At 32.8% G+C, this 26,097-nt stretch carries 28 protein-coding genes; 25 read left to right on the top strand and 3 right to left on the bottom strand.

Translation table 11 applies throughout. The features are described 5' to 3' along the window. The 15 genes from Q0C22_RS00005 to Q0C22_RS00075 form a co-directional block, all read left to right on the top strand. Nucleotides 1-455 (top strand): transposase (locus tag Q0C22_RS00005; RefSeq protein ID WP_291490022.1); only part of this gene is annotated, 455 nt, incomplete at its 5' end. 43 nt (nt 456-498) lie between these two features. Continuing rightward, complete coding sequence (locus tag Q0C22_RS00010) at nt 499-1,002, top strand: polysaccharide deacetylase family protein (RefSeq protein WP_291490024.1); 504 nt, start codon at nt 499-501, stop codon at nt 1,000-1,002. Continuing rightward, the gene (locus Q0C22_RS00015; protein WP_291490026.1) at nt 999-1,970 is read left to right on the top strand and encodes an AI-2E family transporter; all 972 of its coding nucleotides are present in this window, start codon (nt 999-1,001) and stop codon (nt 1,968-1,970) included. Before Q0C22_RS00010 ends, Q0C22_RS00015 begins: the two co-directional genes overlap by 4 nt. Nucleotides 1,971-2,196: 226 nt before the next feature. Beyond that, nucleotides 2,197-3,606: an anthranilate synthase component I family protein gene (locus tag Q0C22_RS00020; protein ID WP_291490028.1), complete on the top strand. Its 1,410-nt coding sequence runs from the start codon at nt 2,197-2,199 to the stop codon at nt 3,604-3,606. Next, nucleotides 3,590-4,165 (top strand): aminodeoxychorismate/anthranilate synthase component II, encoded by a 576-nt coding sequence (locus Q0C22_RS00025; RefSeq protein WP_291490030.1) that lies wholly within the window; start codon nt 3,590-3,592, stop codon nt 4,163-4,165. Before Q0C22_RS00020 ends, Q0C22_RS00025 begins: the two co-directional genes overlap by 17 nt. Beyond that, on the top strand, nt 4,152-5,099 hold the full coding sequence (gene trpD / locus Q0C22_RS00030; protein WP_291490033.1) for an anthranilate phosphoribosyltransferase: 948 nt from the start codon (nt 4,152-4,154) through the stop codon (nt 5,097-5,099). The genes Q0C22_RS00025 and trpD overlap by 14 nt, the downstream gene beginning before the upstream one ends. Beyond that, nucleotides 5,092-5,808 carry an indole-3-glycerol phosphate synthase TrpC gene (locus Q0C22_RS00035; RefSeq protein WP_291490035.1) on the top strand — a complete coding sequence of 239 codons (717 nt, stop codon included), beginning with the start codon at nt 5,092-5,094 and terminating at the stop codon, nt 5,806-5,808. Before trpD ends, Q0C22_RS00035 begins: the two co-directional genes overlap by 8 nt. Continuing rightward, entirely contained in the window at nt 5,799-6,371 is a 573-nt protein-coding gene (locus Q0C22_RS00040) for a phosphoribosylanthranilate isomerase (RefSeq protein ID WP_291490037.1), read from the top strand. Before Q0C22_RS00035 ends, Q0C22_RS00040 begins: the two co-directional genes overlap by 10 nt. Next, nucleotides 6,368-7,528 carry a tryptophan synthase subunit beta gene (trpB, locus tag Q0C22_RS00045; protein WP_291490040.1) on the top strand — a complete coding sequence of 387 codons (1,161 nt, stop codon included), beginning with the start codon at nt 6,368-6,370 and terminating at the stop codon, nt 7,526-7,528. The genes Q0C22_RS00040 and trpB overlap by 4 nt, the downstream gene beginning before the upstream one ends. After that, nucleotides 7,525-8,217, top strand: coding sequence for a tryptophan synthase subunit alpha (trpA, locus tag Q0C22_RS00050; protein ID WP_291490042.1), 693 nt, complete (start codon nt 7,525-7,527; stop codon nt 8,215-8,217). The genes trpB and trpA overlap by 4 nt, the downstream gene beginning before the upstream one ends. Before the next feature lie 67 nt (nt 8,218-8,284). Beyond that, complete coding sequence (locus Q0C22_RS00055; protein ID WP_291490044.1) at nt 8,285-8,863, top strand: OmpA family protein; 579 nt, start codon at nt 8,285-8,287, stop codon at nt 8,861-8,863. Beyond that, nucleotides 8,860-9,891, top strand: coding sequence for an HlyD family secretion protein (locus Q0C22_RS00060; RefSeq protein WP_291490051.1), 1,032 nt, complete (start codon nt 8,860-8,862; stop codon nt 9,889-9,891). Before Q0C22_RS00055 ends, Q0C22_RS00060 begins: the two co-directional genes overlap by 4 nt. Beyond that, the gene (locus tag Q0C22_RS00065) at nt 9,888-11,399 is read left to right on the top strand and encodes a DHA2 family efflux MFS transporter permease subunit (protein WP_291490053.1); all 1,512 of its coding nucleotides are present in this window, start codon (nt 9,888-9,890) and stop codon (nt 11,397-11,399) included. Before Q0C22_RS00060 ends, Q0C22_RS00065 begins: the two co-directional genes overlap by 4 nt. Continuing rightward, nucleotides 11,399-12,040 (top strand): AAA family ATPase, encoded by a 642-nt coding sequence (locus Q0C22_RS00070; RefSeq protein ID WP_291490055.1) that lies wholly within the window; start codon nt 11,399-11,401, stop codon nt 12,038-12,040. Before Q0C22_RS00065 ends, Q0C22_RS00070 begins: the two co-directional genes overlap by 1 nt. After that, complete coding sequence (locus tag Q0C22_RS00075) at nt 12,037-12,996, top strand: 2-hydroxyacid dehydrogenase (protein WP_291490058.1); 960 nt, start codon at nt 12,037-12,039, stop codon at nt 12,994-12,996. Before Q0C22_RS00070 ends, Q0C22_RS00075 begins: the two co-directional genes overlap by 4 nt. Here Q0C22_RS00075 and Q0C22_RS00080 read toward each other — a convergent pair. Both Q0C22_RS00080 and Q0C22_RS00085 read right to left on the bottom strand, forming a co-directional pair. Beyond that, entirely contained in the window at nt 12,976-15,231 is a 2,256-nt protein-coding gene (locus Q0C22_RS00080) for an EAL domain-containing protein (RefSeq protein WP_291490060.1), read from the bottom strand. The two genes, Q0C22_RS00075 and Q0C22_RS00080, sit on opposite strands and share 21 nt — an antisense overlap. 35 nt (nt 15,232-15,266) lie before the next feature. Then, nucleotides 15,267-15,716 carry a hypothetical protein gene (locus Q0C22_RS00085; RefSeq protein ID WP_291490062.1) on the bottom strand — a complete coding sequence of 150 codons (450 nt, stop codon included), beginning with the start codon at nt 15,714-15,716 and terminating at the stop codon, nt 15,267-15,269. Nucleotides 15,717-15,868: 152 nt separating this feature from the next. Between Q0C22_RS00085 and Q0C22_RS00090 the strand changes: the two genes are divergently transcribed. The 10 genes from Q0C22_RS00090 (at nt 15,869) to aroQ (ending at nt 25,974) form a co-directional block, all read left to right on the top strand. Continuing rightward, nucleotides 15,869-16,858, top strand: a complete 990-nt coding sequence (locus Q0C22_RS00090; RefSeq protein WP_291490063.1) for an aldo/keto reductase — start codon at nt 15,869-15,871, stop codon at nt 16,856-16,858. 67 nt (nt 16,859-16,925) lie between these two features. Then, nucleotides 16,926-18,203: a methylenetetrahydrofolate--tRNA-(uracil(54)-C(5))-methyltransferase (FADH(2)-oxidizing) TrmFO gene (gene trmFO, locus Q0C22_RS00095; protein WP_291490064.1), complete on the top strand. Its 1,278-nt coding sequence runs from the start codon at nt 16,926-16,928 to the stop codon at nt 18,201-18,203. Nucleotides 18,204-18,267: 64 nt separating this feature from the next. After that, nucleotides 18,268-18,546 (top strand): 30S ribosomal protein S15, encoded by a 279-nt coding sequence (rpsO, locus tag Q0C22_RS00100; RefSeq protein ID WP_025392588.1) that lies wholly within the window; start codon nt 18,268-18,270, stop codon nt 18,544-18,546. Continuing rightward, entirely contained in the window at nt 18,543-20,678 is a 2,136-nt protein-coding gene (pnp, locus tag Q0C22_RS00105; protein ID WP_291490065.1) for a polyribonucleotide nucleotidyltransferase, read from the top strand. Before rpsO ends, pnp begins: the two co-directional genes overlap by 4 nt. Then, nucleotides 20,659-21,855 (top strand): pitrilysin family protein, encoded by a 1,197-nt coding sequence (locus Q0C22_RS00110; protein ID WP_291490066.1) that lies wholly within the window; start codon nt 20,659-20,661, stop codon nt 21,853-21,855. The genes pnp and Q0C22_RS00110 overlap by 20 nt, the downstream gene beginning before the upstream one ends. A 15-nt stretch (nt 21,856-21,870) precedes the next feature. Beyond that, nucleotides 21,871-22,992 carry an alanine--glyoxylate aminotransferase family protein gene (locus Q0C22_RS00115; protein ID WP_291490067.1) on the top strand — a complete coding sequence of 374 codons (1,122 nt, stop codon included), beginning with the start codon at nt 21,871-21,873 and terminating at the stop codon, nt 22,990-22,992. Further along, entirely contained in the window at nt 22,982-23,917 is a 936-nt protein-coding gene (locus Q0C22_RS00120; RefSeq protein ID WP_291490068.1) for an ATP phosphoribosyltransferase regulatory subunit, read from the top strand. The genes Q0C22_RS00115 and Q0C22_RS00120 overlap by 11 nt, the downstream gene beginning before the upstream one ends. Nucleotide 23,918: 1 nt before the next feature. Next, nucleotides 23,919-25,184, top strand: a complete 1,266-nt coding sequence (locus tag Q0C22_RS00125; protein ID WP_291490069.1) for an adenylosuccinate synthase — start codon at nt 23,919-23,921, stop codon at nt 25,182-25,184. 11 nt (nt 25,185-25,195) lie between these two features. Further along, the gene (locus Q0C22_RS00130; RefSeq protein ID WP_291490070.1) at nt 25,196-25,543 is read left to right on the top strand and encodes a histidine triad nucleotide-binding protein; all 348 of its coding nucleotides are present in this window, start codon (nt 25,196-25,198) and stop codon (nt 25,541-25,543) included. Beyond that, nucleotides 25,540-25,974, top strand: coding sequence for a type II 3-dehydroquinate dehydratase (gene aroQ / locus Q0C22_RS00135; protein WP_291490071.1), 435 nt, complete (start codon nt 25,540-25,542; stop codon nt 25,972-25,974). The genes Q0C22_RS00130 and aroQ overlap by 4 nt, the downstream gene beginning before the upstream one ends. Before the next feature lie 2 nt (nt 25,975-25,976). On the opposite strand, the gene Q0C22_RS00140 is transcribed toward aroQ, so the two are convergent. Next, a partial coding sequence (locus Q0C22_RS00140; RefSeq protein WP_291490112.1) for a hypothetical protein occupies nt 25,977-26,097 on the bottom strand: 121 nt, incomplete at its 5' end.

Consider the following 26,097-nt stretch of genomic DNA (forward strand, 5'->3'; position numbering starts at 1 on the left):
AGAGTGGTTGGAAAATACTCAGTATTAGGCCCATTAGGCGTGGTAGGAAGAGGCTAATGCTGTTGAGGTTAAGTAACCTAGGGGTATTTAAGGTCATTGTCCATAGGGATTTCCCAATGACCAAGGTGGCTAGGGTAACCATTAAGCTTTATAGGACTGGTGGGCTTTTCGTAATATTCACTGTTGAGGATTACGAGTACCCAAGGCTACCGAGGACTGGTAGGGTTGTTGGTGTTGATTCCGGTGTTGAGAAGCTTGCCACGGCTAGTGACGGCTGGTTCATACCGAATCCCAAGCCATTAGAGAGGATGCTTAATAGGATTAGGAGGCTTCATAGGGCATTAAGCCGTAGGATTAAGGGCTCTAGGAATTGGGAGGAGGCTAGGGTTAGGTTGGCTAAGGCATTTGAGCATTTAGTCAACTTCAGGAGGGATCTGTATTTCAAGGCTTGGTGAGTGGTTTTTTGAGTATACTCACGATAAAAGACTTGGTATACCTGTGTATGAAAAAAAATGGGATTGTGCATGTGAATGCATTATTGATGATTTAAAGCTTAGAGACTATATGCACGATTTTGTAGCAAAACACAATGGTATATTGTTTTTTAAAAATAAAAATGCGCAAAGAATTCTTTACAGGCAATATAAAAAATATTTAAAAAAAAATACTCTAAATATGCACATAGAACCCAGATATGAGCGCATGAAGAGGCTTGAGATAGAAGTTTTTGAATCAAAGCGCATTTTAGAAGAACAACTTAACAAAAGCGTTGATTTTTTTTGCTATCCATTTGGTAGTTATGATGAAGTATCAAAAGAGTATGTCAAAAGAGCCTATAAAGCTGCTTTTACACTTAAAATTGGTCAGAATATGCCTGATGATGATTTGTTTGAGCTAAAACGCATAGAAGTAAGGGGTGGTGATTGGCTGGATAAAAGACTTAAAATTTACAAAAACCCTTTTCTTAGTAGAGTTTATGCTAAAATATACAGGAAAATATGAAACTTAATTTCTTGAGTTTTTCTCTTGTTGCAACAATTATATTAACTGTACTTATAATCATACCGTTTTGGAAGCCTATTTTATGGGGAATTGTCCTTGCTATTGTATTTATGCCAGTTAAGGTTTATATGCAAAAATTTGTTAAAAGTGACCTTTGGTCAAGCTTGATTGTGCTTTTTATAATGCTTATTTTGATTTTGTTGCCGTTTGTTTTTTTGATTGGTATATCTTCTTCACAGATAAATTCTATTTTAGAATTTTCAAAAAAAGCTATTGCAGAGTATTCTAATTTTAATTTACCTTTTTTTGGTTTTGTAAAAGATTATACAGCTAATATAAATACTCAAATTATGGATTTTTTGACAAAAAACGCACTAAGTGTATTTTCTTACACTTACAAAACTATCACAGATTTAATTTTTGCATTGTTGGTTTCATTTTACATTATTAAAGACAAAGATAAATTTTTGAACTACATAGAAAGTTTCATACAAGATAAAAAGACATTTGAAAAATTAAAGCAAACAATAAAGTTAAGCCTTAAAGCTACACTTATTGGTGGCGTTATTATAGCATTGATACAGGGTATTTTGTGTGCCTTGGGTTTTTTAATTGTAGGCATTAGTGGCTTTTTTATATGGATTGGGCTTGGTGCTATAGTTTCATTTGTACCGGTTGTTGGTACAGCGCTTTTATGGGCTCCAGCAAGTTTGTATTTTTTAATTACTGGCTCATATATAAAAGGTTTGTTTTTGCTTGTATGGGGTGGGGTTTTTGTAGGTAGCGTTGATAATTACATAAGACCGTTATTAATTGGCTCATATATGAGTATTCATCCTTTGGTTTTATTTTTTAGTATAATGGGTGGCATAGTTTTTTTTGGTTTAATCGGTATTTTTGTGGGTCCTATAATTGTAAGTTTAGCTGATGCTGTACTGAACGTTTATAAAAAAGAAAAAATTTCTTGACTTTTGAAATATTTATGATACATTACAAATGTATGAAAGTATTTGCTAAGATTTCAACATTAAAAAATATATGGTGGTGGGGTAGCTAAAAGGCTATCCCTTTGATTTTAGCGCCGCTTGAAGCGCATCTGGGGATAGCCCAGGTGAGTGCTTTAAGCGGCTTTTTTATTTTTGGCCGCTTAAGCCTAGAATGGTTTAAGCGGCTTTTTTATTTTAAGGAGGTTTAATGTATCCGACTTATAGTGAATTTTTAGAGTTGTCGAAAGTTTACGATAGAATACCAGTTTATATGGAAATTGATGGCGATTTAGAAACACCTGTTAGTTTACTTAGAAGCTTATTAGACAAAGAAAATTGTTTGTTGCTTGAAAGTGCAAATCAAAAAAAAATCTACAGTAGATTTTCTTTTCTGGCTTTCAATGTAAGAAAATTTGTATTAGACAAAAATGGTCAATTTGAAGGCACAAAACAGGACTTGGGTTTTATTAGAGAGTTTTTGAAGCAAAATAAATCTGCATCTTTTGAAGAGTATGGCAATTTTTCAGGTGGGTTTATAACGCTTTTGAGCTTTGAATTTGTAAATGCATGTGGTGTTTTGCGTAAAAATCTTAAATATCTTCCAGATGTCCTTGGGGTATTTTATTTTGTAGATAAATTTTTGGTTTATGATAACTACACAAATAAACTCTACCTTGCAAAATCGCAAATTGCTAAAGAACCAGACGCATATCAAAAAGCACATCAGGATCTTTTGTTATTTAAAGAAGAGCTATTAAGTTGTGAAATTAAAAATGGCGTATCAACACCAAAAATAATAAGAAAAATACCAAAGAAAGATTTTATAGAAAAGGTAAATTTTTTGAAAAAACAAATTGAAGAAGGTGAAGCAATTCAGGTAGTTTTAAGTGATTATGTTGAACTGAATGGTCTAAATCCATTTGAGTTTTATAGAAACCTAAGAAAATTTAACCCATCACCATATATGTTTTTTATAAAAGATGCTTCAAACTATGTTGTAGGCTCAAGTCCAGAAGTACACATTAGCGTAAGAAAAAATATAGCTACAATTAAACCTATTGCAGGCACAAGGCCAATTGGCGAAAGTTTGGAAAAGACTGTCGTTTTGGAGCAGGAGTTATTGAAAGACGAAAAGGAAAACGCAGAGCATTTGATGCTGCTTGATCTTGCCAGAAACGATCTCTCGCGCGTATGCAAGCCATTGAGCGTCAAAGTTAAGTCATTTAGACAAATAGAGCATTATTCTCATGTTATGCATCTTGTTTCTGAAGTCGAAGGCACACTTGATGAATCTTTTGACTTAATTGATTGCCTTACAAATACATTCCCAGCCGGCACAGTAAGTGGAGCTCCAAAAGTTAGAGCAATAGAACTCATTGAAGACACAGAAAAGCAAAGTAGAGGTTTTTATGCAGGATGCGTTGGCTATATAGGCCTAAGTGGCAATATGGATATGGCAATAACCATAAGGACAGCGTTTTTTGAAAATAATAAGGCTAGGTTTCAAGCAGGTGCAGGGATAGTTTATGATAGTATTGCAGAAAACGAGTATAAAGAGGTTGTATCAAAACTAGGCGCCATGCTTCAAGCGGGAGGTATAAGTGATAGTCTTAATTGATAATTTTGATTCATTTACTTACAATTTATATGATTACCTTAAGCATTTTGATGATGTTGAAGTTATTTTAAACAATGCCAAAATTGATAACATAAAAAATGTTAAAAATCTAAAAGGTATAGTGATTTCTCCTGGTCCTTCTCACCCAAAAAACGCCTTGTTAAGCCTTGATGCTATAGAATATTTTAGATCAAAGTTGCCGATTTTGGGTATATGCCTTGGTATGCAGTCTATTTGTTATGTATATGGCAAAACAATAAGAAAAGCAAAAACAATTATGCATGGCAAAGTAGATAGGATAATTTCCATAAGTGATAGTATTTTATTTAGAAACATAAAACAACCTTTTTTAGGAGTTAGATACCATTCTTTAGTGGTTGATAACGTATATGATGATTTTGAAGTGTGTGCTGTATCTTTAAGCGACAATGAAATCATGGCAATTGAAAACAAAAATATTGGGCTTTATGGCTTGCAGTTTCACCCAGAATCCTATCAAACAAAAGATGGATTGATTTTTATAGAAAATTTTGTGAGGTTGTGCAATGAAAAGTTTTAATGAATCTTTAAATTTTTTTGATGCAATGCTTTCTGGAAAGTTAAGCGAACAAGATATTGTAAGCGCACTAATTGAAATGAGTCAGCAAAAAGAAGATCCAGCTTGTGTTGCGGCGCTTGCAAAAGCGATGCTAAAAAATGCGCGTTTAATAGATTACCGTGGTAATTGTCTTGATATAGTTGGGACTGGGGGAGATAACTCAAACAGTTTTAATATTTCAACGGCAGCTTCCATTGTTTGCAGTTTACATGTGAGGGTTGCAAAGCACGGCAATAAAGCTGTCTCGTCTTTGTCTGGTGCAGCAGATATTCTTGAAGCGCTTGGGGTAAAGATTGAGCAAGAAAAGGAAGAAATAATTGAAAACCTTGAAAAGAAAAATTTTGCCTTTTTGTTTGCTCCGCATTGGCATCCAAAGTTAAAACCAATTATGCCCATTAGAAAAAAGATAGGAAAGCGAACGATTTTTAACCTTGTAGGTCCTTTATGCAACCCAATAAACCCTGCTTACAAAATGATAGGTGTTTTTAGTAAAGAATATTTACCGGTATACCTGGAGGCTGTTGATATTTTGGATTTTCAAAATGTAGTTCTTGTAGCTTCCGATATGGATGAAGTGAGCCTTTCGGATGTTACATTGTGTTATCAAAAAAAAGGCCCATATATTAAGAAATTTGAGTTTGACCCAAGAGAGTTTTCAATATATGCACCAAAAGATTCAGTTAAAGGGTTTGATGCAAAAACAAATGCAAAAATTCTCAAAGAGGTTTTTTTGGGAGAACACGATGTTTTATCAGATGCCATTGCAATAAATTGTGCTTTTGCATATCTTGTAGCTGGTGTTGAAGATAATTTAAAGCAGGGCTTTTTACTTGCAAAAGAAGCGATTAAAAATAGAAAGGCTTACGATAAACTAATGGAGATAACAAATGATTGAGCAGATTTTGGCTGATAAAGCCCTTGAGGTTCAATCTATGAAAACCTGCCCTTATAAGAGGACAAAACCTGTTTTAAAGCCAAATTTTAATGATAAAATAAATATCATTGCAGAAATCAAGTCAAAATCTCCTTCTTATGGTAATTTTATTTTACAAAAAAATATCGTTGAAATTTATTCAAAGTATGCAAAAGCAATAAGCGTGCTTACAGATAATAAATATTTTGGTGGTAGCTTTGAGTTTTTACATGAAATATCAAGAAAGACAAACCTTCCAATTTTGTGTAAAGATTTTATAATTGACAAAAAACAAATTGATTGGGCATACAATAGCGGTGCAGATATTATCTTGCTTATTGTAAGAGCGCTCGAAAAAGACAAACTAAGAAAGCTCTATGATTATGCATGCTTTTTGGGCTTAAGTGCTTTAATTGAGCTTCATACAGAAAATGATCTAGATAAAATAGATTTCGATGCAACAATTATAGGTGTAAATGCAAGAGACCTTGATACACTAAAAATAGATAAAAATGCAGCCAAAAAGCTTATAAGTAAAATTAATGCTAAAATTAAAATAGCAGAAAGTGGTGTAAGGAATAGAAATGATATAGAGGAATTTTTGCCATACACTAATGTATTTTTAATAGGTGAGGCACTTTTAAAATCAAATGATGTTGAATCTACTTTTAAGGGGCTTTTATGCATGTAAAATTTTGCGGCATGACAAATTTAGAAGATGTGTTGGCCAGTTTAGATTTAGGTGTAGATTTTATCGGTTTTGTATTTTACAAAAAAAGCCCGCGTTATATAAAAGCTCAGGATGTAAAAAGAATAATTCAGAAAATACCAAAACATACAAACAGTGTTGGCGTATTTGTAGAAGAAAGTGAAGATGAAATTGTATCAATAATGAACTATTGCGGATTAAGATACGCTCAAGTCTACAATGACTTTAATATTCAAAATACCATCAGGGTCTATAGAATTGATGATGTATTGCCACAAAAATTAAGTGATGGTCTTATCTTGCTTGATAGCAAAACCCCACAGATTGGTGGTAGTGCTCAAAGGTTTAATTGGAAGATTCTTGAAGATTGCAATTATTTAAGCAGGGCTTTTGTAGCAGGTGGTATAAGTTCAGATAATATATTTGAGATAGCGCGCTATAAACCCTACGGTGTTGATTTGGTAAGCTCAATCGAAGCTTACCCTGGCAAAAAAGATCACAGTAAAATGAAAGACTTTATGGAAAACTTAAGGAGAATAAAATGAAATTAAAACGCTATTTTGGCGAGTTTGGCGGGCAATTTGTGCCAGAGACGCTTATTCCAGCTTTAGATGAGTTAGAAGAAGGCTATATTGCCTTTAAAAAAGACAAAAAAGCTCAAAAACAGCTAAATGATATGCTGAAAACTTATGTTGGAAGACCTACACCACTGTATTTTGCAAAAAATTTTAGCGATTATGTAGGTGCTAAAGTTTATCTAAAAAGGGAAGATTTGGCACACACAGGAGCTCACAAAATAAACAATACTTTAGCTCAAGGTTTTTTGGCAAAGTTTATGGGCAAAAACAGAATCATAGCAGAAACAGGTGCAGGTCAGCATGGTGTGGCTACAGCTACAGTATGTGCTTTATTGGGCTTGGAATGTGTTGTATATATGGGAAAGACAGATGTTGAGCGCCAAAGCATTAATGTAGATAAGATGAAAATCTTAGGTGCTAACGTGATTAGTGTGGAAAAATCAGGAGGAACTCTTAAAAGCGCTATAAACGAAGCTTTGAGGGATTGGGTTACAAATGTTAAAACCACACATTATTTACTTGGAAGCGTGGTTGGACCACATCCTTTTCCGACAATTGTAGGTGATTTTCAGTCAATTATCGGTAAAGAAGCAAAAAGACAGATAAAACAATATGAAAATAGACTTTGCGATGTTATAGTTGCATGCGTAGGGGGTGGCAGCAATGCATACTGTATTTTTAGTGCTTTTTTAAAAGATAATGTAGAATTATATGGTGTTGAAGCAGGTGGCAGATCGGTAAATTTGGGTGATCACTCTGCGACTTTAAGTTTAGGTACAAAAGGGATTTTGCATGGTGCATTAAGTTATTTACTTCAAAAAAATGCAAATGTTGCTTCAGTACACTCAATATCTGCAGGTCTGGATTATCCAGGCGTTGGACCTATGCATAGTTATCTAAAAGACACAAAACGTGTAATTTACGATTATGTGTTTGACAATCAGGCACTGGAAGGTTTTTTTGCTTTATCAAAACTTGAAGGTATTATACCTGCGCTTGAGAGTTCGCATGCTTTGGGATACGTTTTGGCAAATAAGGAAAAATTTAAAAATAAAACAATTATAATAAACCTTTCTGGAAGGGGAGATAAAGATTTAGATATTATAAAGGCGGTACAACAATGAATGTAGGTATATATTTGGTTTCTAATTACCCAAAAAAAAGTATCTTTTTGGAAGCAGTTGAAATTTGCAATAATCTTGATGTTGATTTTTTAGAAATAGGTATACCATTTTCTGATCCAATAGCAGATGGTGAAATTTTGGAAAAAGCTGCATTCGAATGTCTCTCAAAATACGATACGCAAGACTTTTTTGAAAGCCTCTTTGAGGTAAAAAAGCTTTTTAAGAAAAGGTTATATGTGATGACTTATGCAAATATAGCCTATAGCTTAAAAGATGAACTCAAAAACTATAATAAAATTTTAAATGGAATTATTTTAGCTGATTTGCCTGTTAGAGAAGCTATTAATTTCGAAAAACAGCTTGATTGTAATATTATAAAATTTGCAACACCAGAAAGTAGAAAAAAAGATCTAGATTTGGCTATTAAAAACACTAAGGATTTTATTTATTTTATTTCAAAAAGAGGTATAACAGGCGGTAGTTTCTCACTTGAGAGTCAAACTATTGAAAAAATTAACTATTGCAGGAAACAGGCTAAAGTGTATTTAGGTTTTGGTATAAGAAACGCAAGTGATGCAAAAGAAGCTTCTAAAATTGCAGATGGTGTCATAATAGGCACTCAAGCAGCTATAGAACTTCAAAAAGGTATAAGTGATTTTGAAAAATTTATAAAAAGCATTACAAAATAGTTATATTTTGCATTTATATTGACATTATAACAAAAAGGATTATAAAAATTAAACGGAGGTTTAAGTTATGAATAAGTTATTATTGTTTTTATTTTTAGCAGGTTTTGCATTTTTAGTTGATAGTTGTTCTAGTGTGCCAGGCACTAAAGCCCCAATTGAGTCAAGTGTTCCACAAACATCTGCAAATCAACCACCCACTTCATCTATGAATATGCCGTCTTCGAGTTTAAGTAACATCCAAAATCAAAACGAGCTTGAAAGTGAGTTGGAAAAACAGGCAAAAGAGGTAATGCAAAGAATTTATTTTAAGGTAAATAGCGCTACAATTACAAAGATTGATGAGTGGGGTATAAACCAAAATTCACCTGAAGTTTTAAACAAAATAGCTGAATTTTTAATTCAACATCCTCAAGTTAATATTGTTATTGAAGGAAATTGCGATGAAAGAGGAACTGATGCATACAATTTAGCACTTGGTCAACAAAGAGCCGATGCAGCAAAAAACTACCTCGTGCTAAAAGGTGTTGCTTCTAATAGAATAGAGACTATAAGCAATGGAAAGTCAAAACCTATCGATCCACAAAACAATGAGTATGCCTGGGCTAAAAATAGAAACGATGAGTTTGTTGTTTCTATAGTAAAATGACCAAAAAAACCAAAAAATTCATACAGCTTTTAGTTATTTTGTTAATATTAGCCGGGTTAGCTGTTTATTTTATACCAAAGCTTATTTATGATTTAAATCATGTTTCTACGGATGATGCATACATTGATGGTACCATTGTGCCTATTTCGCCACAGGTTGCTGGTAAGGTCATTAAGGTATGTGTAAAAAGAAACCAGTTTGTTAAAAAAGGTCAGATACTATTTGAAATTGACCCAACTGACTATATTCAACAGGTTAAAAATGCGCAAAATGTTTACCAGGCAAATGTGATTCAGATGGAAAACCTCAAATTATCCATATTAGAAAAACAGGCTGCAATACAAAAAGCGCAACAAGATTTAAAGGCAAGCAATGCAAAGCTCACATATGCTCAAAAACAAAATATGCGCTATTATAATTTGCTTAAAGAAAAAGTAATAAGCCCTCAGGAATACGATAGTGTTAAGATGAACTATAGCGTAGCTTTAGCCGATTTTAATGCCCAGCTTGCTGCAATAAAGCAACTTGAAATAGAAATTGCTGACTTAAAAACCCAGCTTTCAAAGCAAGAGCACTTAATAAAGCAATCAAAAGCCCAGCTTGATATAGCAAGCATAAACTTATCAAGAACAAAAGTAATTGCACCAATAGATGGTTATGTTACAAAGCGCAATGTAGAGGTAGGTCAGTATGCACAGGTAGGTTTGCCTTTATTAAATATTGTGGATCTCCACCATGTATGGGTTGTGGCAAATTTCAAAGAAACTGCAATACACAATATACATATTGGTGCAAAAGTAGCTATCAAAGTTGATGCTTATCCTGGAAAAACCTTCTATGGTTATGTAGAAAGCTTCCAAACAGGCAGCGGGGCAGTATTCAGTTTGCTTCCTCCCCAAAATGCTGTTGGAAATTTCATCAAGATAGTTCAAAGAATACCTGTAAAAATTAATATTACAACACCTTATAACCCCAAAACACCCCTTTATCCTGGTTTATCTGTTGAGCCTTATGTTAGTATAAAATGAATAAGTGGATTGTTACTATTACTGTAATGATAGGCACAATAATGAGTTCGCTTGATACCAGTATAGTAAATGTTGCAATTCCATATATCCAAGGTTCAATGGGTGCATCTATCGAACAAATAACATGGGTTTCTACAGGATATTTGCTTTCAAATACCATAATTATGCCAATTATGGGTTTGTTAAGTTCCCGCTTTGGTAGAAAGAATTTTTATATGTTTGGTATAGCTTTGTTTACATTGGGTTCTGCGCTTTGTGGCATTGCATGGAATTTGTATGCCATTGTTATTTTTAGAATAATACAAGGAATCGGTGGAGGCGTTTTAATACCAATTGCTCAGGCAATTTTAAGGGAAGTCTTCCCAAAAGAAGAGCAAGGTATGGCAATGGGCATATATGGTATGGGTGTTGTTATGGGACCAGCTATTGGACCTACTCTTGGTGGATGGCTAATAGATAGGTATAGCTGGCCATGGATATTTTACATAAACTTACCTATAGGTATAGTGGCTTTAATTATGGTAAATATTTTTATAGAAGATCCGGATTTTTTAATAAGAGAAAAAAGCAAGATAGATTTTTTAGGTTTGATTTTTATGGCTATTGGGTTTGGTACTTTGCAGATATTTCTTGCAGACGGTGAAAATAAAGACTGGTTTACATCCCAGTATATAACACATCTTGCAATTATTGCAGGCGCAGGTATAATATTTTTTGTAATAAGAGAGTTAACAATAAAAAAACCTGCTGTGAATTTGCGTATTTTAAAGAATATAAACTTTACATTGGGCACATTGCTTGGTGGTGTTCTTGGTATGGGACTTTTTGCAAGTTTGTTTGTTTTGCCGGTTTTTTTGCAAAATTTGCTTGGTTATACTGCATTTGATGCTGGAGTTGCAATGGTTCCAAGAAGTCTGGCAATGGCTTTAATGATGCCAATTGGGGGTAAATTGTTCAATAAACTTGGACCAAAAATCCTTGTTAGTTTTGGTTTAATACTTGTTATTATTTCTTTTTTTCAATTTGCAAACCTCAATTTAAATGCAAGTTTTTGGGATATATTTATACCACAATTTTTACAGGGCAGCGGTTTTGGTTTTATATTCGTATCTGTTAGCACTTCTGCATTAATTACAATTGAAAAAAGCGATTTAACATTTGCCACAAGTATTTACAATGTGTTTAGGCTTATTACTGGTAGTATTGGTGTTGCACTTGCTGCTACATATGTTGATAGAGGAACAAATACCTATTACTCGGTTTTAACTCAAAATGTTTCTATATTCAGCAGAAATACTTTAGAATATATAGCAAGATTAGACCAGGTTCTTGGCATACCATTTCAACTACCAGACTTAAAGATAAAAGAAATGTTAAACGAAACAGTTATGCAACAGGCTATGATGCTTTCCTACAATCATGTGTATTTGCTTATCATGTTTATATTTGTTTTGTCCTTGCCACTTGCTTTTTTCTTGAAAGGTTTTAAAGATATCAAGGGGGATTAATGGAAAATATTGTAATTACAATCACAAGACAAATAGGATCCGGTGGTTATGATCTTGCAAGAGCTATTTCAGAAGAGTTTGGTTTTAAATTAATTGATAGAGAGTTAGTTGTGCATGCTGCAAAAATTTTAAAAACAGATGTAGCCTATTTAGATAAAAAAGAAGAAAGAACCTCAAGTTTGCTTGAAAAAATTTTAAGTGTTTTTTCTATTGGTACACCTGAAATTGGATCATTGGCAGGTTCTTTTTACCCAACTGACGCAGAGATATTTGAGGTACAAAAAACAGTGCTTGAAAGCTTTGCGCAAAATCATGATATTGTTGCCTTAGGTAGAGCTTCTTTTTTTGTATTTAAAGACCATCCAAAACATTTATCAATTTTTTTAAAAGCAGATTTGGATTTTAGAGTAAAAAATGTTTCAAAAGAATTCAATATAAGCGATAAACAAGCAATAGAACTCATAAACCAAACGGATAAAAATAGAAATGAATATATAAAAAAGATGACAGGTTTAAACAGGTGTGATTTGCGAAATTATGATATTGTTCTTGATGTTTCTTGTATAGGTTTTGAGTTAACAAAAAATTTTGTCATTGATGTAATAAAGCATAAATTTTTCAAAAATGGTGGTGGTAGATGAAAAAAATTAAAGTTTTTGTAGCAGGGATACATTTTGTTGGTATTCAAAATTATATTAGTGAATGTCTTGATGAACTAGAATTTGAGTTTATACCAGAAAGCGCTTTAGAAGATAGAATTCACGAATGTGACATACTTATTCCTGCAATGACAAAAATTAATGTAAATCTAATACAAAAAGCGAGCAATTTAAAACTTATACATCAGTGGGGCGCTGGTCTGGATGGTGTTGATATTGTTGCTGCAACAAAAAAAGGTATATACGTAGCAAACGTACCTACAGCAAATACAGGTAATGCCGAATCGGTGGCTGAATGGTCTATAATGGCTGCAATCGCGCTCGCAAGGGGTTTTCCGTATATTCAAAATAATGTTTATAATGCAGTTGGGTGGGGATGTCCTGTTGGTAGTAGTTTGATTGGGAAAAAAGCCTTGATTATAGGTTTTGGTGGCATAGGAAGAGCGATTGCTCAAAGGCTCAAGTCTTTTGGTGTTCATATATGGGCTATTAAGCAAAATTTAGACAATAAATTAGTCGAGCAATATAAACTTGAAGCAATAGGCAGGCCAGATAATCTTGAAAAATATTTACCATTGGTTGATTATGTATTTTTGGCTTTACCATTAAACAAAGAAACACAAAACCTTATAAACTCTAACAATATATTCAAGTTCAAAAAAGGAGCGTTTTTAATTAATCCTTCAAGAGGGGATATTGTTGAAAAGCAGGCATTAATTGATGCACTCAATAAGAATCATTTAGGCGGAGTTGCTTTGGATGTTTTTTGGAAAGAGCCACCAGATAAAGAAGATTTTTTTGATATGAAAAATGTTATTGTAACTCCTCATATTGCAGGTGTTACAGATGTTTCTTACAAAGCAATAGCTTTTTATGTTTGTGAAAATATAAAAAGGGTATTTGAAGGAAAAAAGCCGCTAAATTGTGTAAATTGTTGAGTTAAGCAATTGTTTGAAATTTTCTTCGTCCATTGGTTTATAAAATAAGTAACCTTGTAGGCAATCAATTTCCAAATCTTTTAAAATCTTTTGTTGATTAGAATTTTCAACTCCTTCTGCAATAGTTTTTAAATTTAAATTTTTTGATATTGATGCAATGGCTTTGACAAGCTGGTATGAAGTTTGATTGGTTTCCAATGTTTTTATAAAAGAAATATCAATTTTTATGGTATTTATAGGTAATTGAGAAAGGTAAGACAAAGAAGAGTATCCTGTACCAAAATCATCCAAAGCAATAGATACTCCAAGTCCTTTTATTGTATGCAGTATCTGTTTTATGTAATCGAAGTTTTCAATAAAAAGTCTCTCTAAAATTTCAATAGAAAGATATTTTGGGTCAAGATCATACTTTGTAATAGCATTTGTTAATTTTCTAATTATACTTTTACTTTTAAAGCTATTTGGTGCAATATTTATAGATATTGGGATAGTTTTTTTATATTGCGTAAGAATTGTTTTTTGAAAATATGCTACTTTATCAATAATAAAATCTTCAACATATTCTATTAAGCCTGTAGCTTCAAGTGTTTCTATAAATACACCAGGCGCAATAATTTTTCCATTGTGATCCCACCTAAGTAAACATTCAGCGCCACAAATTTCACTTAAAGCGTTTTTAACATAAGGTTGATAATATAAGGTAAATTCATTTTCTTTTACAGCTTTTTCGAGGTCTTTTTTTAATTGAATTTGTTTAATTAACTGTTCTTCGTCTTCTTTTTGGTAGAATTTATAAGGATAGTTACCTTCTTTAGCATGTTTTAGGGCAATATACGCTTTAGCAAGCAAATCTTGTGCATTTTTGGCATTATCCGGGAAAAAACTCACGCCGATATTAAATTCAATATTTATATTACCATAAGAGACAGTAATTGGTTTGCTTAATGTATCTTTTAAAATTTCGATATAATCAAGTATTTGCTCTTTTGCATAAAGGTTTTTAACAAATAAACCAAATTTATTTTCAGAAAGTCTTGCAATAATATCACCTGGTTTAATGATATTTTGTAGTTTTCTTACTATTTCCCTTAATACATCATCACCAACACTAAAACCATAGTAAGTATTTATATTTGCAAAATCTTTTGGATCAAGTATAACTAATGCATATTTAAGTTTTTTTTCATTGATTTCTTTAAGGTATATGTCAATATTTTCTAAAAAATATTTTTGATTATATAAATTCGTTACTGGATCGTGGTTTATGTAGTAATCCAGCTTAAATTGGAGACCCTTGTCTTTTGATAAATCTTTTCCGATTGCAATGTAGAATATTTCATTACTAAATTCATATGGTACAACAGTAGTGTAAGATTGGATTATGTGGCCGTTTTTAGTTCTATACAAAATAATATCAGCAAAAATTTTTTTATTTTTTAAAGTTGTATAAAAATTTTTGGCAAATTCTTTAGAATGAAGCTCTGATGAAAATATCCTGTGGTTTTTGCCAAGTAATTCTTCTTTTTTATAACCGCTTGCAAGTAATGTGGTTTCGTTTACATATACAATATCAAATTTGAAATCAGTAATTACTACAAAATCAAAACCACTATTTAAAGCAACAGAAAACATCTGCATCCATTTTTGATTTTCGAATTTATCCAATGCATAATTTATGTCATCTACAATTTCTTTCAAAAGTTCATAAGTTTTTTTATCAAATATGTGAGGTTTTTTTGAATATAGATTAATAACGCCAATGGTTTTTCCATTTTGTATAATAGGCAAAGCGCATGATGATTGAAAACCATATTCAAGCATTTTTTGTTTAAAAGCAGCGAGATTTTTATTTTGTACTGTATCGTTATTTATAAAAATACTTTTTTTGTTAAATGATTTAATTGTTGGCCAGGATTCATGAGGGTTTTGAAATTTATCATTTGCAAAAAACAAATACTCAATATCTTGTTTATTTTTACCTGAATATTTTGTAAGTTTAAGTTTGTTTTTATCATCTAAAATGAATAATCCAGCTAAATCAAACTCGCCATAATTTACAAAAACATCGCAAATTTTTTCAAATAGTTCGTTTTTAGATGTTGATTTTATAAGCAAATGATTTACTTTTGATAGGGTGTTGTAAAACCTAATTGAATTTTTTAGAGACTCTTGTGTTTCAATTTTTACTAAAGCAAATTCTATGTCGTCTTTTAACTCATTTAATATTGGTAGCATCTCTTGCGTAAAAAAATTTGCTATATTGGAATAGATTAAAATAATGTATTTAATAGAACCATTTTTTTAATTGGTATTGCACAATTTGAATGCAAATTATATTTTAGCAATTTATCTTTCCAAAAATTCATAGCCGGGTTTGTAAGTGTATTTTGATTTATAATAACCGTATTTGTCTTGTAAGCTAAATAAGCCGTGCCTTTGCCATATTCACTTTTGCCATTAATTGAAATTGGAATATCATCAAATAATTGTGAATTTTCTCCTTTTTTGTGTATTATTTTAAGATTGTTTGTATTATCTATTTCTCCTACAACAACAATGCTGAAACCTAAATCTTTTATCAGGTTTTCGCACATTTTTTCAAATAAACTGTTTTGGTCGTCCTCTCTTATGATTAACTGGTTTATATTTTTTAAAGCTAAAAAAAGTTTTTCAAAAAATTTTTGTTTTGTTGTATCCACAAAAATAATCCTATTTCTCATTAGAAGTTTACTGAATTAATCTACATTAATAATACCAAATGACATGGTTTTGTCAAGCTAACAAAATCCAGCAAGCCTGTAGCTTGACAAACTATAAATTATGTTTATTATATTTATATAAGCAATTAGAAAATTTTCTATGAGGAGGTAAAATGGAGTTTACATATATTAACAATACAATTAAAGCTTCCAGAATTGGACTTGGGACATGGGCAATTGGTGGTTGGATGTGGGGTGGAAGTGATGAAAAGCAATCTATTGAAACAATTTTGGAAGCTTTAAATACAGGCATAAATTTAATTGATACGGCACCCGTTTATGGTTTTGGTTTATCTGAAGAGATTGTTGGCAAAGCAGTAAAACTTTTTGGCAAACGAGATGAAGTGGTTATAGCTACAAAGGTCGGACTTGAGTGGAAAGACGGTAAAGTTTTTAGAAATTCAAGTAAAGATCGTATTCAAAAAGAAATTGAAGATTCACTTAAAAGATTGCAAACAGATTACATTGATATATATCAAGTACACTGGCCAGATGAAACTGTAAATTTTCAAGAAACTGCAGAAACATTACTTAATTTATATGAAGAAGGAAAAATAAGAGCAATTGGTGTAAGCAATTATTCTGTAGAGCAGATGGAAATTTTTAGAAAATATGCACCACTTCATACTTCTCAACCGCCATTTAATTTATACGAACAAAGCGCAAAAGAAAAAATTTTACCGTACTGCTACGAAAATAATATAAAAACGTTACTTTATGGGTCTTTATGTAGAGGTTTGCTAAGCGGAAGAATGACAAAAGATACGCAGTTTAATGGAGACGACCTAAGAAAAATAGATCCAAAATTTCAGTTTCCAAGATACGAGCAATACTTAAAGGCTACACAAGCGCTGGATAAATTTGCAAAAGAAAAATACAATAAAAGTGTTATACATTTAGCAATTAGATGGATTTTAGATCAAAAAGGAGCCGATATAGCATTGATTGGAGCAAGAAAACCTTCTCAACTGTCTTATATAAAGGAACTGTTTGATTTTAAAGTATCACCCCAAGATAGCCACCAAATCGATCTTATATTAAATACCTTCATCAAGGATCCTGTTGGCCCAGAATTTATGGCGCCGCCTCATCGACCCATCTAAACCGGGGGTCTGCAAAGACCCCTCTTGCCTTGAAAAAACACAAAAATTTATGTAGGATTAATTAATTGTGAGAGTGTGTGTTATTGGTGGCGGGCTTGCTGGTTCAGAGGCAGCATATAAAATAGCTCAAAATGGTTTTAAGGTTGATCTGTATGAGATGCGCCCCCTAAAGCAAACACCAGCTCATACTACAGGTAATTTATGTGAGCTTGTATGTTCTAATTCTTTGGGTTCAATATCTATAAAAACAGCTGCAGGCTTGCTAAAAAAAGAAATGAGTCTATTGGGTTCTTTGACTATGTCTGCTGCAAGGTTTTCTAAAGTGCCAGCAGGTAGAGCTTTAGCTGTAGACAGAAACATATTTTCTCAAACAATAACGCAAATAATAGAAGCACACCCAAATATTACAATTGTAAGACAAGAAGTAAAGAAAATACCTATTGGGTATGATATAGTCATTATTGCAAGTGGTCCTTTAACTTCACCAGATTTAGAATACGAGATTATGAAAATTACAGGTAGTCAAAATTTGTACTTTTATGATGCTATAGCTCCGCATGTGATAGCATCAAGTATAGATTTTTCAAAAGGTTTTTGGGCAAACAGGTACGAAAATGGCAAAGATTACTTTAACTGTATACTATCAAAAGACGAGTATAAAAAATTTTACGATGCGTTAGTTAGCGCTGAGTGTGTTGAGTATAAAGATTTTGAAAAACCGCATTTTTTTGAAGGTTGTATGCCAATAGAAGAGCTAGCAAAAAGAGGTTTTGAGACACTGCGCTTTGGTCCTATGAAACCAGTTGGTTTGTTAAATAACAATAAAAGACCTTATGCTGTGGTTCAGCTTAGAAAAGAAAACCAATCGGGTACAATTCTGTCATTGGTTGGTTTTCAAACGAAACTCACCTACAAAGAGCAATTAAGGGTATTTAGGCTCATACCTGCTCTAAAAAATGCTGAATTTGCAAAACTAGGTTCTATGCACAAAAATACCTACTTGCAATCTCAGTATTTGCTTACAAAATATTTAAACTTGAAAGATATGCCAGATATTTTTTTTGCTGGTCAAATTACAGGTGTTGAAGGCTATATTGCAAGTGCCGCAAGTGGTTTGTTTGTTGGTATTAATGTTTCAAGGCTCCTTGAGAAGAAAGACTTGTTAGGATTACCAAAAGACACCATGCTTGGCGGCTTAATAAACTATATTACACAACCCAAGGATTACCTACAGCCTATGGGACCTAATTTTGGTTTAATTGAAAATTCTAAACCAAAATTAGATAAAGCAAAGCAAGCATTGAAAAGTATGTTTGAATTTTGCAAAAATAACGGTTTATTTTAATAATTCTTTACAAAGCATGCTATATCGAGTATAATAACATCAAGATGAAGAGAAGGAGTTGTGTATGTTGACCAAGGAACAAAAACAGGAAATAATTAAAAGATTTGGTGCTAATGAGAAAGATAGCGGTTCGGTTGTAGTGCAAATAGCTCTTTTAACAGAACGTATTAATTATTTAACAGAGCATCTTAAAAACTATAAAAAAGATTTTCAAACACGCAGAGGTTTACTAAGACTGGTTAACCAGAGAAGGAGGTTGTTAAAATACTTAGAAAAGCACAATTTTTCTGAATTTAAAAAAGTTGTTAAAGAGCTAGGCTTAAGAGTTAAAGGTCAAATATGATTTTCGAAGTACAAGACAACATATATGGAAAAAAGATTTCTATCCAGACAGGTAAGTGGGCAAAGCAGGCTGATGGTGCCTGCGTGGTATCAATTGGTGATACGGTAGTTTTGGCTACTGTAGTTTCAACCAAAGAACCACCAAAAGAATTTTTGGATTTTTTTCCATTAACTGTTAATTATCAGGAAAAATTTTATGCAATAGGTAAAATTCCAGGTGGGTTTGTTAAAAGAGAAGGCAAACCAAGCGATTACGAAACACTTGTCTCAAGACTTATAGATAGATCAATTAGACCGCTTTTTCCGTCGGATTATAAGCAAGAAACCCAGGTAATAGTTACTACCATCTCTGCAGATCAAGAAAACGATATCGTTGTTGCTTCAGTATTGGCAGCGTCTTGTGCTATAAATATTTCTGATATACCGTTTTTTGGTCCCTGTGCAGCTTGCAGGATAGGGCTTAGAGGTAAAGAGTTTATACCGTTGCCTACGCAGTCTGAACTTAAAGACTCTCCTTTAAATTTGATAGTAGCAGGCACTAAAAATGCTATAAATATGATTGAATCCGGTTCAAATGAGATAACAACTCAAACAATGGTAGAATCTATTTCCTACGCTCAAAAAGTCATCAATAAACTAATTGATTTACAAGAAAAAATTATAAAAGATGCAGCAAAACCAAAAAGACAATATGAGCCTATGAGTGTTAGTGATAAAATTATGACTGCAATGGAAGCTCTATGCATAGATGAACTTGGCAAGGCTCTTAATATAACAGATAAAAAAACAAGGCATGAAAAGATAGATTCTATATTTAAAGTAGCTTTTGAAAAATTAAGTGAAGAATTCAGCCAAGAAGAAAATTTCGAAGCAAAGCTAAAAGCAGCATTTGAAGGAACAATTAAAAATTTAGTCAGAGATAAAATTATATCAACAGGGGTAAGAATTGACGGTAGAGGACTTGATGACATAAGACCCATTACTTGTGAAGTCGGAGTTTTGCCAAGAACACATGGCTCTGCTGTATTTACACGTGGAGAAACACAGGCTTTAGTTGTTACCACTCTTGGATCAAAATCCGATATGCAAATTATAGATAATATTGGTGGTGAAACATTTGAACGATTTATGTTGCATTATAATTTTCCACCATTTTGTGTTGGAGAAGTAAGACGCCTTGGAGCTCCAGGCAGAAGGGAAATAGGTCACGGGGCTTTGGCTAAGCGTGCAATTGAGCCAGTAATACCGGACGAAGCTGATTTTCCATACGCTATACGTATAGTTTCTGATATTTTAGAGTCAAACGGGTCGAGTTCTATGGCTACTGTGTGCGGTGCTACTCTGTCTTTAATGGACGCGGGAGTGCCTATAAAAAAGCCTGTTAGTGGTGTAGCTATGGGTCTTATAAAATCGGAAGATAACTATTATATTTTAACTGATATAATGGGCGATGAAGATCATTATGGCGATATGGATTTTAAAGTTGCAGGCACAAAAGACGGAATAAATGCTTTACAGATGGATATAAAGATAGAAGGCGTTAATGATCAGCTTTTGATGTTTGCCTTAGAAAAAGCAGAAAAAGCAAGGCTTTTTATACTTGATAAAATGCTTGAAACGTTGCCTACATACAGGGCACACCTTTCGGAATATGCTCCAAAGGTTACAGTTATAAACATAAGCGCTGATAAAATAAAGGATTTAATTGGACCAGGCGGTAAGGTTATAAAGTCCATAATCGAAGAGACAAATACAAAAATTGATATAGAGCAAGATGGTAGAGTAAATATTTTTGCAAGCAATACAAAAGATTTAGAGAAAGCGATTCAGCTTATAAAAATATCCATAGGTGAACTTGAAGAAGGTCAGATTGTTGAAGGAATTGTTAGTCGTATTGAAGATTATGGTGCTTTTGTAAAGTTTTCTCCAAATCAAGAAGGCTTGATGCATATATCGCAGATTGACACAAAAAGAGTTAAAAGTGTTTCGGATGTATTGAGTGTAGGTGATAGAGTGACAACAAAGATTATAGGCATAGATAAATTTGGGAGAGTTTCTTTATCCCTTAAAGCTCTAAAATTAGAAAATCAAGAAAATCAAGAAGAAGATCAAAATGAAACTTCAAACACTTAAAAAAAACGGTGTAGTTGGTAGTGTTGGTATTTTTGTTAAAACGGGTAGCGCTTATGAAGCTGATAGCGAAAGAGGCTTGTCCCATATGCTTGAGCATATGGTATTTAAAGGGACACAAAAGCGTTCCTATTTTGACATTGCAAGAGAAATAGACAGGTTAGGTGGTATTATAAATGCTTTTACATCAAAGGAATATACTTGCTTTTATGTTAAGGTTTTAAATGATTATATTGAAAAAGCATGGGATGTATTGATAGATATTGTTACAAACCCTACTTTAAATGAAGCTGAACTGGAAAAAGAAAAAGATGTAATTATTGAAGAAATTAAATCATCAAATGATGAACCATACTCGGCTGTATTTGATGCATTTTTTGAAAATGCAATACCAACAAGTTTAGGAAAACCTATACTTGGCAAAAAAGAACAAATAGCATCCTATACAAGGCAAGACTTGCTTAATTTTTTGGGAAAGTTTTATAAGCCAGAAAATATGATTGTTGCTTATGTTGGAGAAGGGGCAAAGCTTGACTTAAAAGACAGACAAGAGTTTTATTATAAAGACTACTTTAATAAACTCAATACACCTAGCGATTATGAGTTTAAGTTTGTACCTGGTAAAGACATAATAAATAGACAGCTTGAACAAACCAATATAATTTTGGGTTGTGAGTTATTCAGTATTTATGACGACAGAAAATACGCTGCATTTTTAGCTAATAATTTTTTTGGCGGAAATATGAGTTCTAGGCTTTTTCAGTCAATTAGAGAAGAAAAATCACTATGCTACAGTATTTACTCAAGCATCATGTTTTTTAAAAAAGGAGGGATTTTTTACATATCGAGCTCAACATCCAATGAAAAAACACAGGATTTAATAGATGCATGTATTGAAGAATTGAATAAATTCAAAAAACACGGTATGAGTTCAAATGAACTTGAAGATATAAAAACCAATTTTAAAGGTCAATATGGTTTATCTCTTGAGAGTACAAATAGTTTGATGATAAAATTGGGTAGTGATTATCTAACTTACAATACATATCAGGACCCAAAGGATATTTTTTTCAATGTAGATAAAGTGACTTTAGATGATATTATGGAAGTACTGGATTTGATAAATACAGATAAAATGCACTTAACATGTTTAGGAAATATTAAGGACATTTCTTTTTAAACAAAGGAGAAAATCATGAAAAGATACCTGATGACACCAGGACCAACACCAGTGCCAGAAAAAGTCGCATTAGCTATGGCTGCACCTATAATTCATCATAGAACTAAAGAGTATATAAATTTACATGAACAAACAAGAGAAAAATTAAAAAAAATATTTCAAACACAAAACGATATTGTGATCTTTGCATCAAGTGGAACTGGCGCAATGGAAGCTTCAGTTTCCAATATACTATCAGACAATGACAAAGCACTTATTGTTGAAGCTGGTAAATTTGGTGAGCGCTTCGGTGAGCTTGTTAATAGTTTTGGGGCCCAAGCTATTGTTTTGAAAAAAGAATATGGCGATTTTGCAAGCGCTCAAGAGATTGAAGATTATGTTAAAAAATACTCTCCTAAAGCCATTTACATGCAAGCATGCGAAACCTCTACAGGCGTATTTCACCCAATTGACGAGATTGGCAAAATGCTAAAAGAGAAATACCCAGAAATCGTTTTTGTTGTAGATGGCATTACGGCTGTGGGTTGCATTGATATAAAAACAGATGAGTGGGGCATTGATATACTGCTTACCGGTTCTCAAAAAGCTTTTATGTTGCCACCTGGGCTTGCAATGTTGTCTATTAGTCAAAAAGCAAAAAAAATTGCCACTCAAAATAAAAACAAAAAGTATTACTTTGACATTTTAGGTGAGCTAAACCATCAAGCAGGTCATTTTACACCCGCTGTTACGCTTGTTTTGGGTCTAAATGCTGCAGTTGATATGATGCTTGAAGAGGGTTTAGATAATGTTTTTAGAAGGCATAAACTTTTAGCAAAAGCAGTTAGAGAAGCTATTTTGGCTATGGGTTTAGAGCTTTTTGCAAAAAGGCCATCTGATTCTTTAACTGCCGTTAAAGCCCCTCAATCAATCGATTCAAAGCAAATTATAGATATTATGAATAAATTTGGAGTTTTTATATCAAATGGCCAGGGTTCTATGAAGGGCAAGATATTTAGGATAGCGCATCTGGGTTATTTCTACCCTCCAGATGTTATATTAACAATAGGGACACTTGAGATAGCTCTTAAAAAACTTGGCATAGATAAACTTGGCGTAGGCACAAAGAAAGCTCTGGAGATTTTTGTTGAGTATTAAACACAATATTCCAAAAGGTGTATTGCAGTTTTTCTATCCATATTCTCGCAAAAGGCGTGATATAGAAAATAAAATAATGGATTATCTTGATTCAAAAGACTATAAAGAAATTGTAACTCCTACATTTATTTATGAAGACAATGTTTATCAGGATCTATACGAACCGCTAAAATCGAAATTGTTTAAATTTGTTGATAGAAATAGTGGAAAAACGATTATTTTGAGACCAGATGTAACCCTTCAGGTTGCTTTAGCAGTATTACTTGCCGATATTGATTTGCCTGCAAGGTTTTCTTATGCTCATTACATTTATCGAGACGAAAAGCAGCATGCGAATTTAAAAAGGGAATTTAAGCAGATTGGGGCAGAAGTTTTTGGTCAAAATTCTATTGAAACAGATATAGAGATAATAACTTTAGCAATAGATGTATTAAACCTTGTAGACATAAAAGACCTTGTAGTTAGAATTTCAGATTCGCAAATTATTGATCAGTTGCTTAATGCGTATTTAAATCCACAGCTTTTGGATAAAAAAAAAGCGATATTGCGCTTAATTAACAAGAAAAATCTCTCGTTTTTAAAACAGATGCCTTTGGGTGAATTTGGATCCATTATTGATGTACTATTTTTAAGGGATATCAACGCTTTATTAAAAATTGAACCGATAAAACAAAATGTTGAAAATTTGATTGAAATCTCAAAGAAAATTAATAGAAATTGCGATATTTTTTTAGATTTTTTTTACTGCGAGTATCCTATTTACCACAGCGGTGTATCTTTTGATATATTTAGTAATAATGCAGTTTTATGCACTGGTGGCAGGTATGGCAATTTAATGCAACTTATGGGCAAGTATATACCAGCTACGGGTTTTGCCATAAATTTAGATAAGTTGATGGATTTTTTATATACCAAGGAGATTTGAAATGAACACATTAGTTTTGGGTTCTCAGTGGGGCGATGAAGGAAAAGGAAAAGTTGTAGATATTTTAAGCCAAAAGGCTGATATTGTTGTGCGCTATCAGGGTGGTAGCAATGCGGGTCACACAGTATGCGTGGATGGCAAAAAGTTTGTTTTGCACTTGATACCTTCGGGTATTTTACACAATGACAAAACATGCGTTATTGGAAATGGCGTAGTATTTGACCCAAAAAGCTTTTTTGAAGAAAAAAAACAGCTTGAAGATTTAGGAGTAAAGCTGGATTCTAAATTACTCATTAGCGATAGATGCCATATTGTAATGCCATACCATAAAAGTATGGATGTAAATAGCGAGCATGTGTTGGGTGATAGAAAAATAGGCACAACAGGAAGAGGTATTGGCCCGGCTTATGTGGATAAGTACGCAAGGGTAGGCATCAGGGCCTGCGATTTGTTGGACAAAGAAACGCTTAAAGAAAAAATCAAAAACAATGTAGAACATGCAAATAGAATATATAGCTTATACGATATAGAACCTTTAAATGAAGAAGCCATATACAAAGAGTATATAGAGTATGGTCAAATGTTAAAGTCTTATATAAAAGACAGTGTTTACTTTCTTAATGATTCATACAAAAAAGGCAAAAACATACTATTTGAAAGTGCTCAAGGCTCACTGCTTGATGTGGATTTTGGCACATACCCTTATGTAACATCATCAAACCCAACTTCAGGTGGTGCATTTTGTGGCACAGGTCTACCGTATAAGTCACTTAATAAAGTGATAGGTATTATGAAAGCATACACCACAAGAGTAGGCAATGGCCATTTTCCAACAGAGCTTTTAAATAACGAAGGTGAATACCTAAGAAAAAACGGCAATGAGTTTGGCGCTACAACTGGCAGACCAAGAAGATGCGGTTGGCTTGATTTAGTGGTTGTAAAATACGCCATAATGGTAAGTGGTATAGATGAGATTGCCATGACAAAAATTGATGTTTTAGATGGCCTTGATGAGATAAAAGTATGTATAGCCTATGAGTTAGACGGCAAAACAATAGATTACATGCCAGCTTTAAATAGTGAATTTGAAAAAGTAAAACCCATTTACAAAACATTTAAAGGCTTTAGTGGTACAAAAGGCATAAATGACTATTCCAGATTACCAAAAGAAGCAAAAAATTACATAGAAGAGATAGAAAAAATCATTAATACAAAAATCTCAATTATTGCAACAGGTACAGATAGATCAGATACGATTTTCAGGTAGGAGGTGTTTAAATGTGCATATTTTGCAAGATAGTTAATAAGGAACTACCATCAAAAATTGAGTATGAAGATGAAAAATATATGGCTTTTTACGATATTAACCCTAAAGCACCAATACACCTATTAATTATACCAAAAAAGCATGTTGAAAATCTAAACGATTTAGATGAATCAGATATTGGCATAGTCTCAGATATGGCTTTACTTGCAAAAAACTTAGCCAAAAAACTGGGTATAGATAAATCAGGCTATAGAATTGTAATAAATAATGGCCCTGATTCTGGTCAAGAAGTTTATCACATTCACATGCATTTGCTGGGCGGTAATTTTCTAGGCTCAAAACTCTTTGCTAAAATATGAAAATTTTAGTTTTAAATGGGCCAAACCTAAATATGCTTGGCAAAAGAGAGCCCCATATTTATGGAAAGCTCTCTTTACCTGACATAGAAGAAACAATAAAAAAACATGCAAAAAGTTTGAACGTGGAAATTGAGTTTTTTCAATCAAACTATGAAGGTGCCATTGTTGACAAGATTCACGAGGCTTCTGGCAAAGTAGATGGCATCATTATAAATCCCGGCGCATTTACTCATACAAGTATTGCAATAAGAGATGCGTTTTTGAGTATTAATATACCATTTATAGAAGTCCATTTATCAAATGTGTTTAGTAGAGAACCATTCAGGCATAAAAGTTACCTGAGTGATATTGCGCAAGGTGTGGTAAGTGGCTTAAAAGAATACTCCTATATCTGCGCTTTAAATTTTTTGGTTGGTTTTTTAAAATCATAATTTTATTCTTGTGTATGGCTTAGTGTTTTTCTTTTTTGAGCGCTTAACTCTAATTTTCTTAGTCTAATAGAAAGTGGTGTTACTTCAACCATTTCGTCATCTTTTATAAAGTTTATAGCTTTT

The organism is Desulfurella sp. (assembly GCF_023256235.1).
Classification (GTDB): Bacteria; Campylobacterota_A; Desulfurellia; order Desulfurellales; family Desulfurellaceae; genus Desulfurella.

Coding starts and splice junctions, on each gene's coding strand:
- Q0C22_RS00085 (WP_291490062.1), bottom strand. CDS start 15,716: ATGAGAAATAGGATTATTTTTGTGGATACAACAAAACAAAAATTTTTT.
- Q0C22_RS00125 (WP_291490069.1), top strand. CDS start 23,919: ATGAACACATTAGTTTTGGGTTCTCAGTGGGGCGATGAAGGAAAAGGA.
- Q0C22_RS00075 (WP_291490058.1), top strand. CDS start 12,037: ATGAAAAAAATTAAAGTTTTTGTAGCAGGGATACATTTTGTTGGTATT.
- Q0C22_RS00015 (WP_291490026.1), top strand. CDS start 999: ATGAAACTTAATTTCTTGAGTTTTTCTCTTGTTGCAACAATTATATTA.
- Q0C22_RS00110 (WP_291490066.1), top strand. CDS start 20,659: ATGAAACTTCAAACACTTAAAAAAAACGGTGTAGTTGGTAGTGTTGGT.
- Q0C22_RS00065 (WP_291490053.1), top strand. CDS start 9,888: ATGAATAAGTGGATTGTTACTATTACTGTAATGATAGGCACAATAATG.
- pnp (WP_291490065.1), top strand. CDS start 18,543: ATGATTTTCGAAGTACAAGACAACATATATGGAAAAAAGATTTCTATC.
- Q0C22_RS00020 (WP_291490028.1), top strand. CDS start 2,197: ATGTATCCGACTTATAGTGAATTTTTAGAGTTGTCGAAAGTTTACGAT.
- Q0C22_RS00070 (WP_291490055.1), top strand. CDS start 11,399: ATGGAAAATATTGTAATTACAATCACAAGACAAATAGGATCCGGTGGT.
- aroQ (WP_291490071.1), top strand. CDS start 25,540: ATGAAAATTTTAGTTTTAAATGGGCCAAACCTAAATATGCTTGGCAAA.
- Q0C22_RS00115 (WP_291490067.1), top strand. CDS start 21,871: ATGAAAAGATACCTGATGACACCAGGACCAACACCAGTGCCAGAAAAA.
- trpB (WP_291490040.1), top strand. CDS start 6,368: ATGAAATTAAAACGCTATTTTGGCGAGTTTGGCGGGCAATTTGTGCCA.
- Q0C22_RS00130 (WP_291490070.1), top strand. CDS start 25,196: ATGTGCATATTTTGCAAGATAGTTAATAAGGAACTACCATCAAAAATT.
- Q0C22_RS00080 (WP_291490060.1), bottom strand. CDS start 15,231: ATGCTACCAATATTAAATGAGTTAAAAGACGACATAGAATTTGCTTTA.
- trpD (WP_291490033.1), top strand. CDS start 4,152: ATGAAAAGTTTTAATGAATCTTTAAATTTTTTTGATGCAATGCTTTCT.
- Q0C22_RS00040 (WP_291490037.1), top strand. CDS start 5,799: ATGCATGTAAAATTTTGCGGCATGACAAATTTAGAAGATGTGTTGGCC.
- trpA (WP_291490042.1), top strand. CDS start 7,525: ATGAATGTAGGTATATATTTGGTTTCTAATTACCCAAAAAAAAGTATC.
- Q0C22_RS00055 (WP_291490044.1), top strand. CDS start 8,285: ATGAATAAGTTATTATTGTTTTTATTTTTAGCAGGTTTTGCATTTTTA.
- Q0C22_RS00060 (WP_291490051.1), top strand. CDS start 8,860: ATGACCAAAAAAACCAAAAAATTCATACAGCTTTTAGTTATTTTGTTA.
- Q0C22_RS00090 (WP_291490063.1), top strand. CDS start 15,869: ATGGAGTTTACATATATTAACAATACAATTAAAGCTTCCAGAATTGGA.
- Q0C22_RS00035 (WP_291490035.1), top strand. CDS start 5,092: ATGATTGAGCAGATTTTGGCTGATAAAGCCCTTGAGGTTCAATCTATG.
- rpsO (WP_025392588.1), top strand. CDS start 18,268: ATGTTGACCAAGGAACAAAAACAGGAAATAATTAAAAGATTTGGTGCT.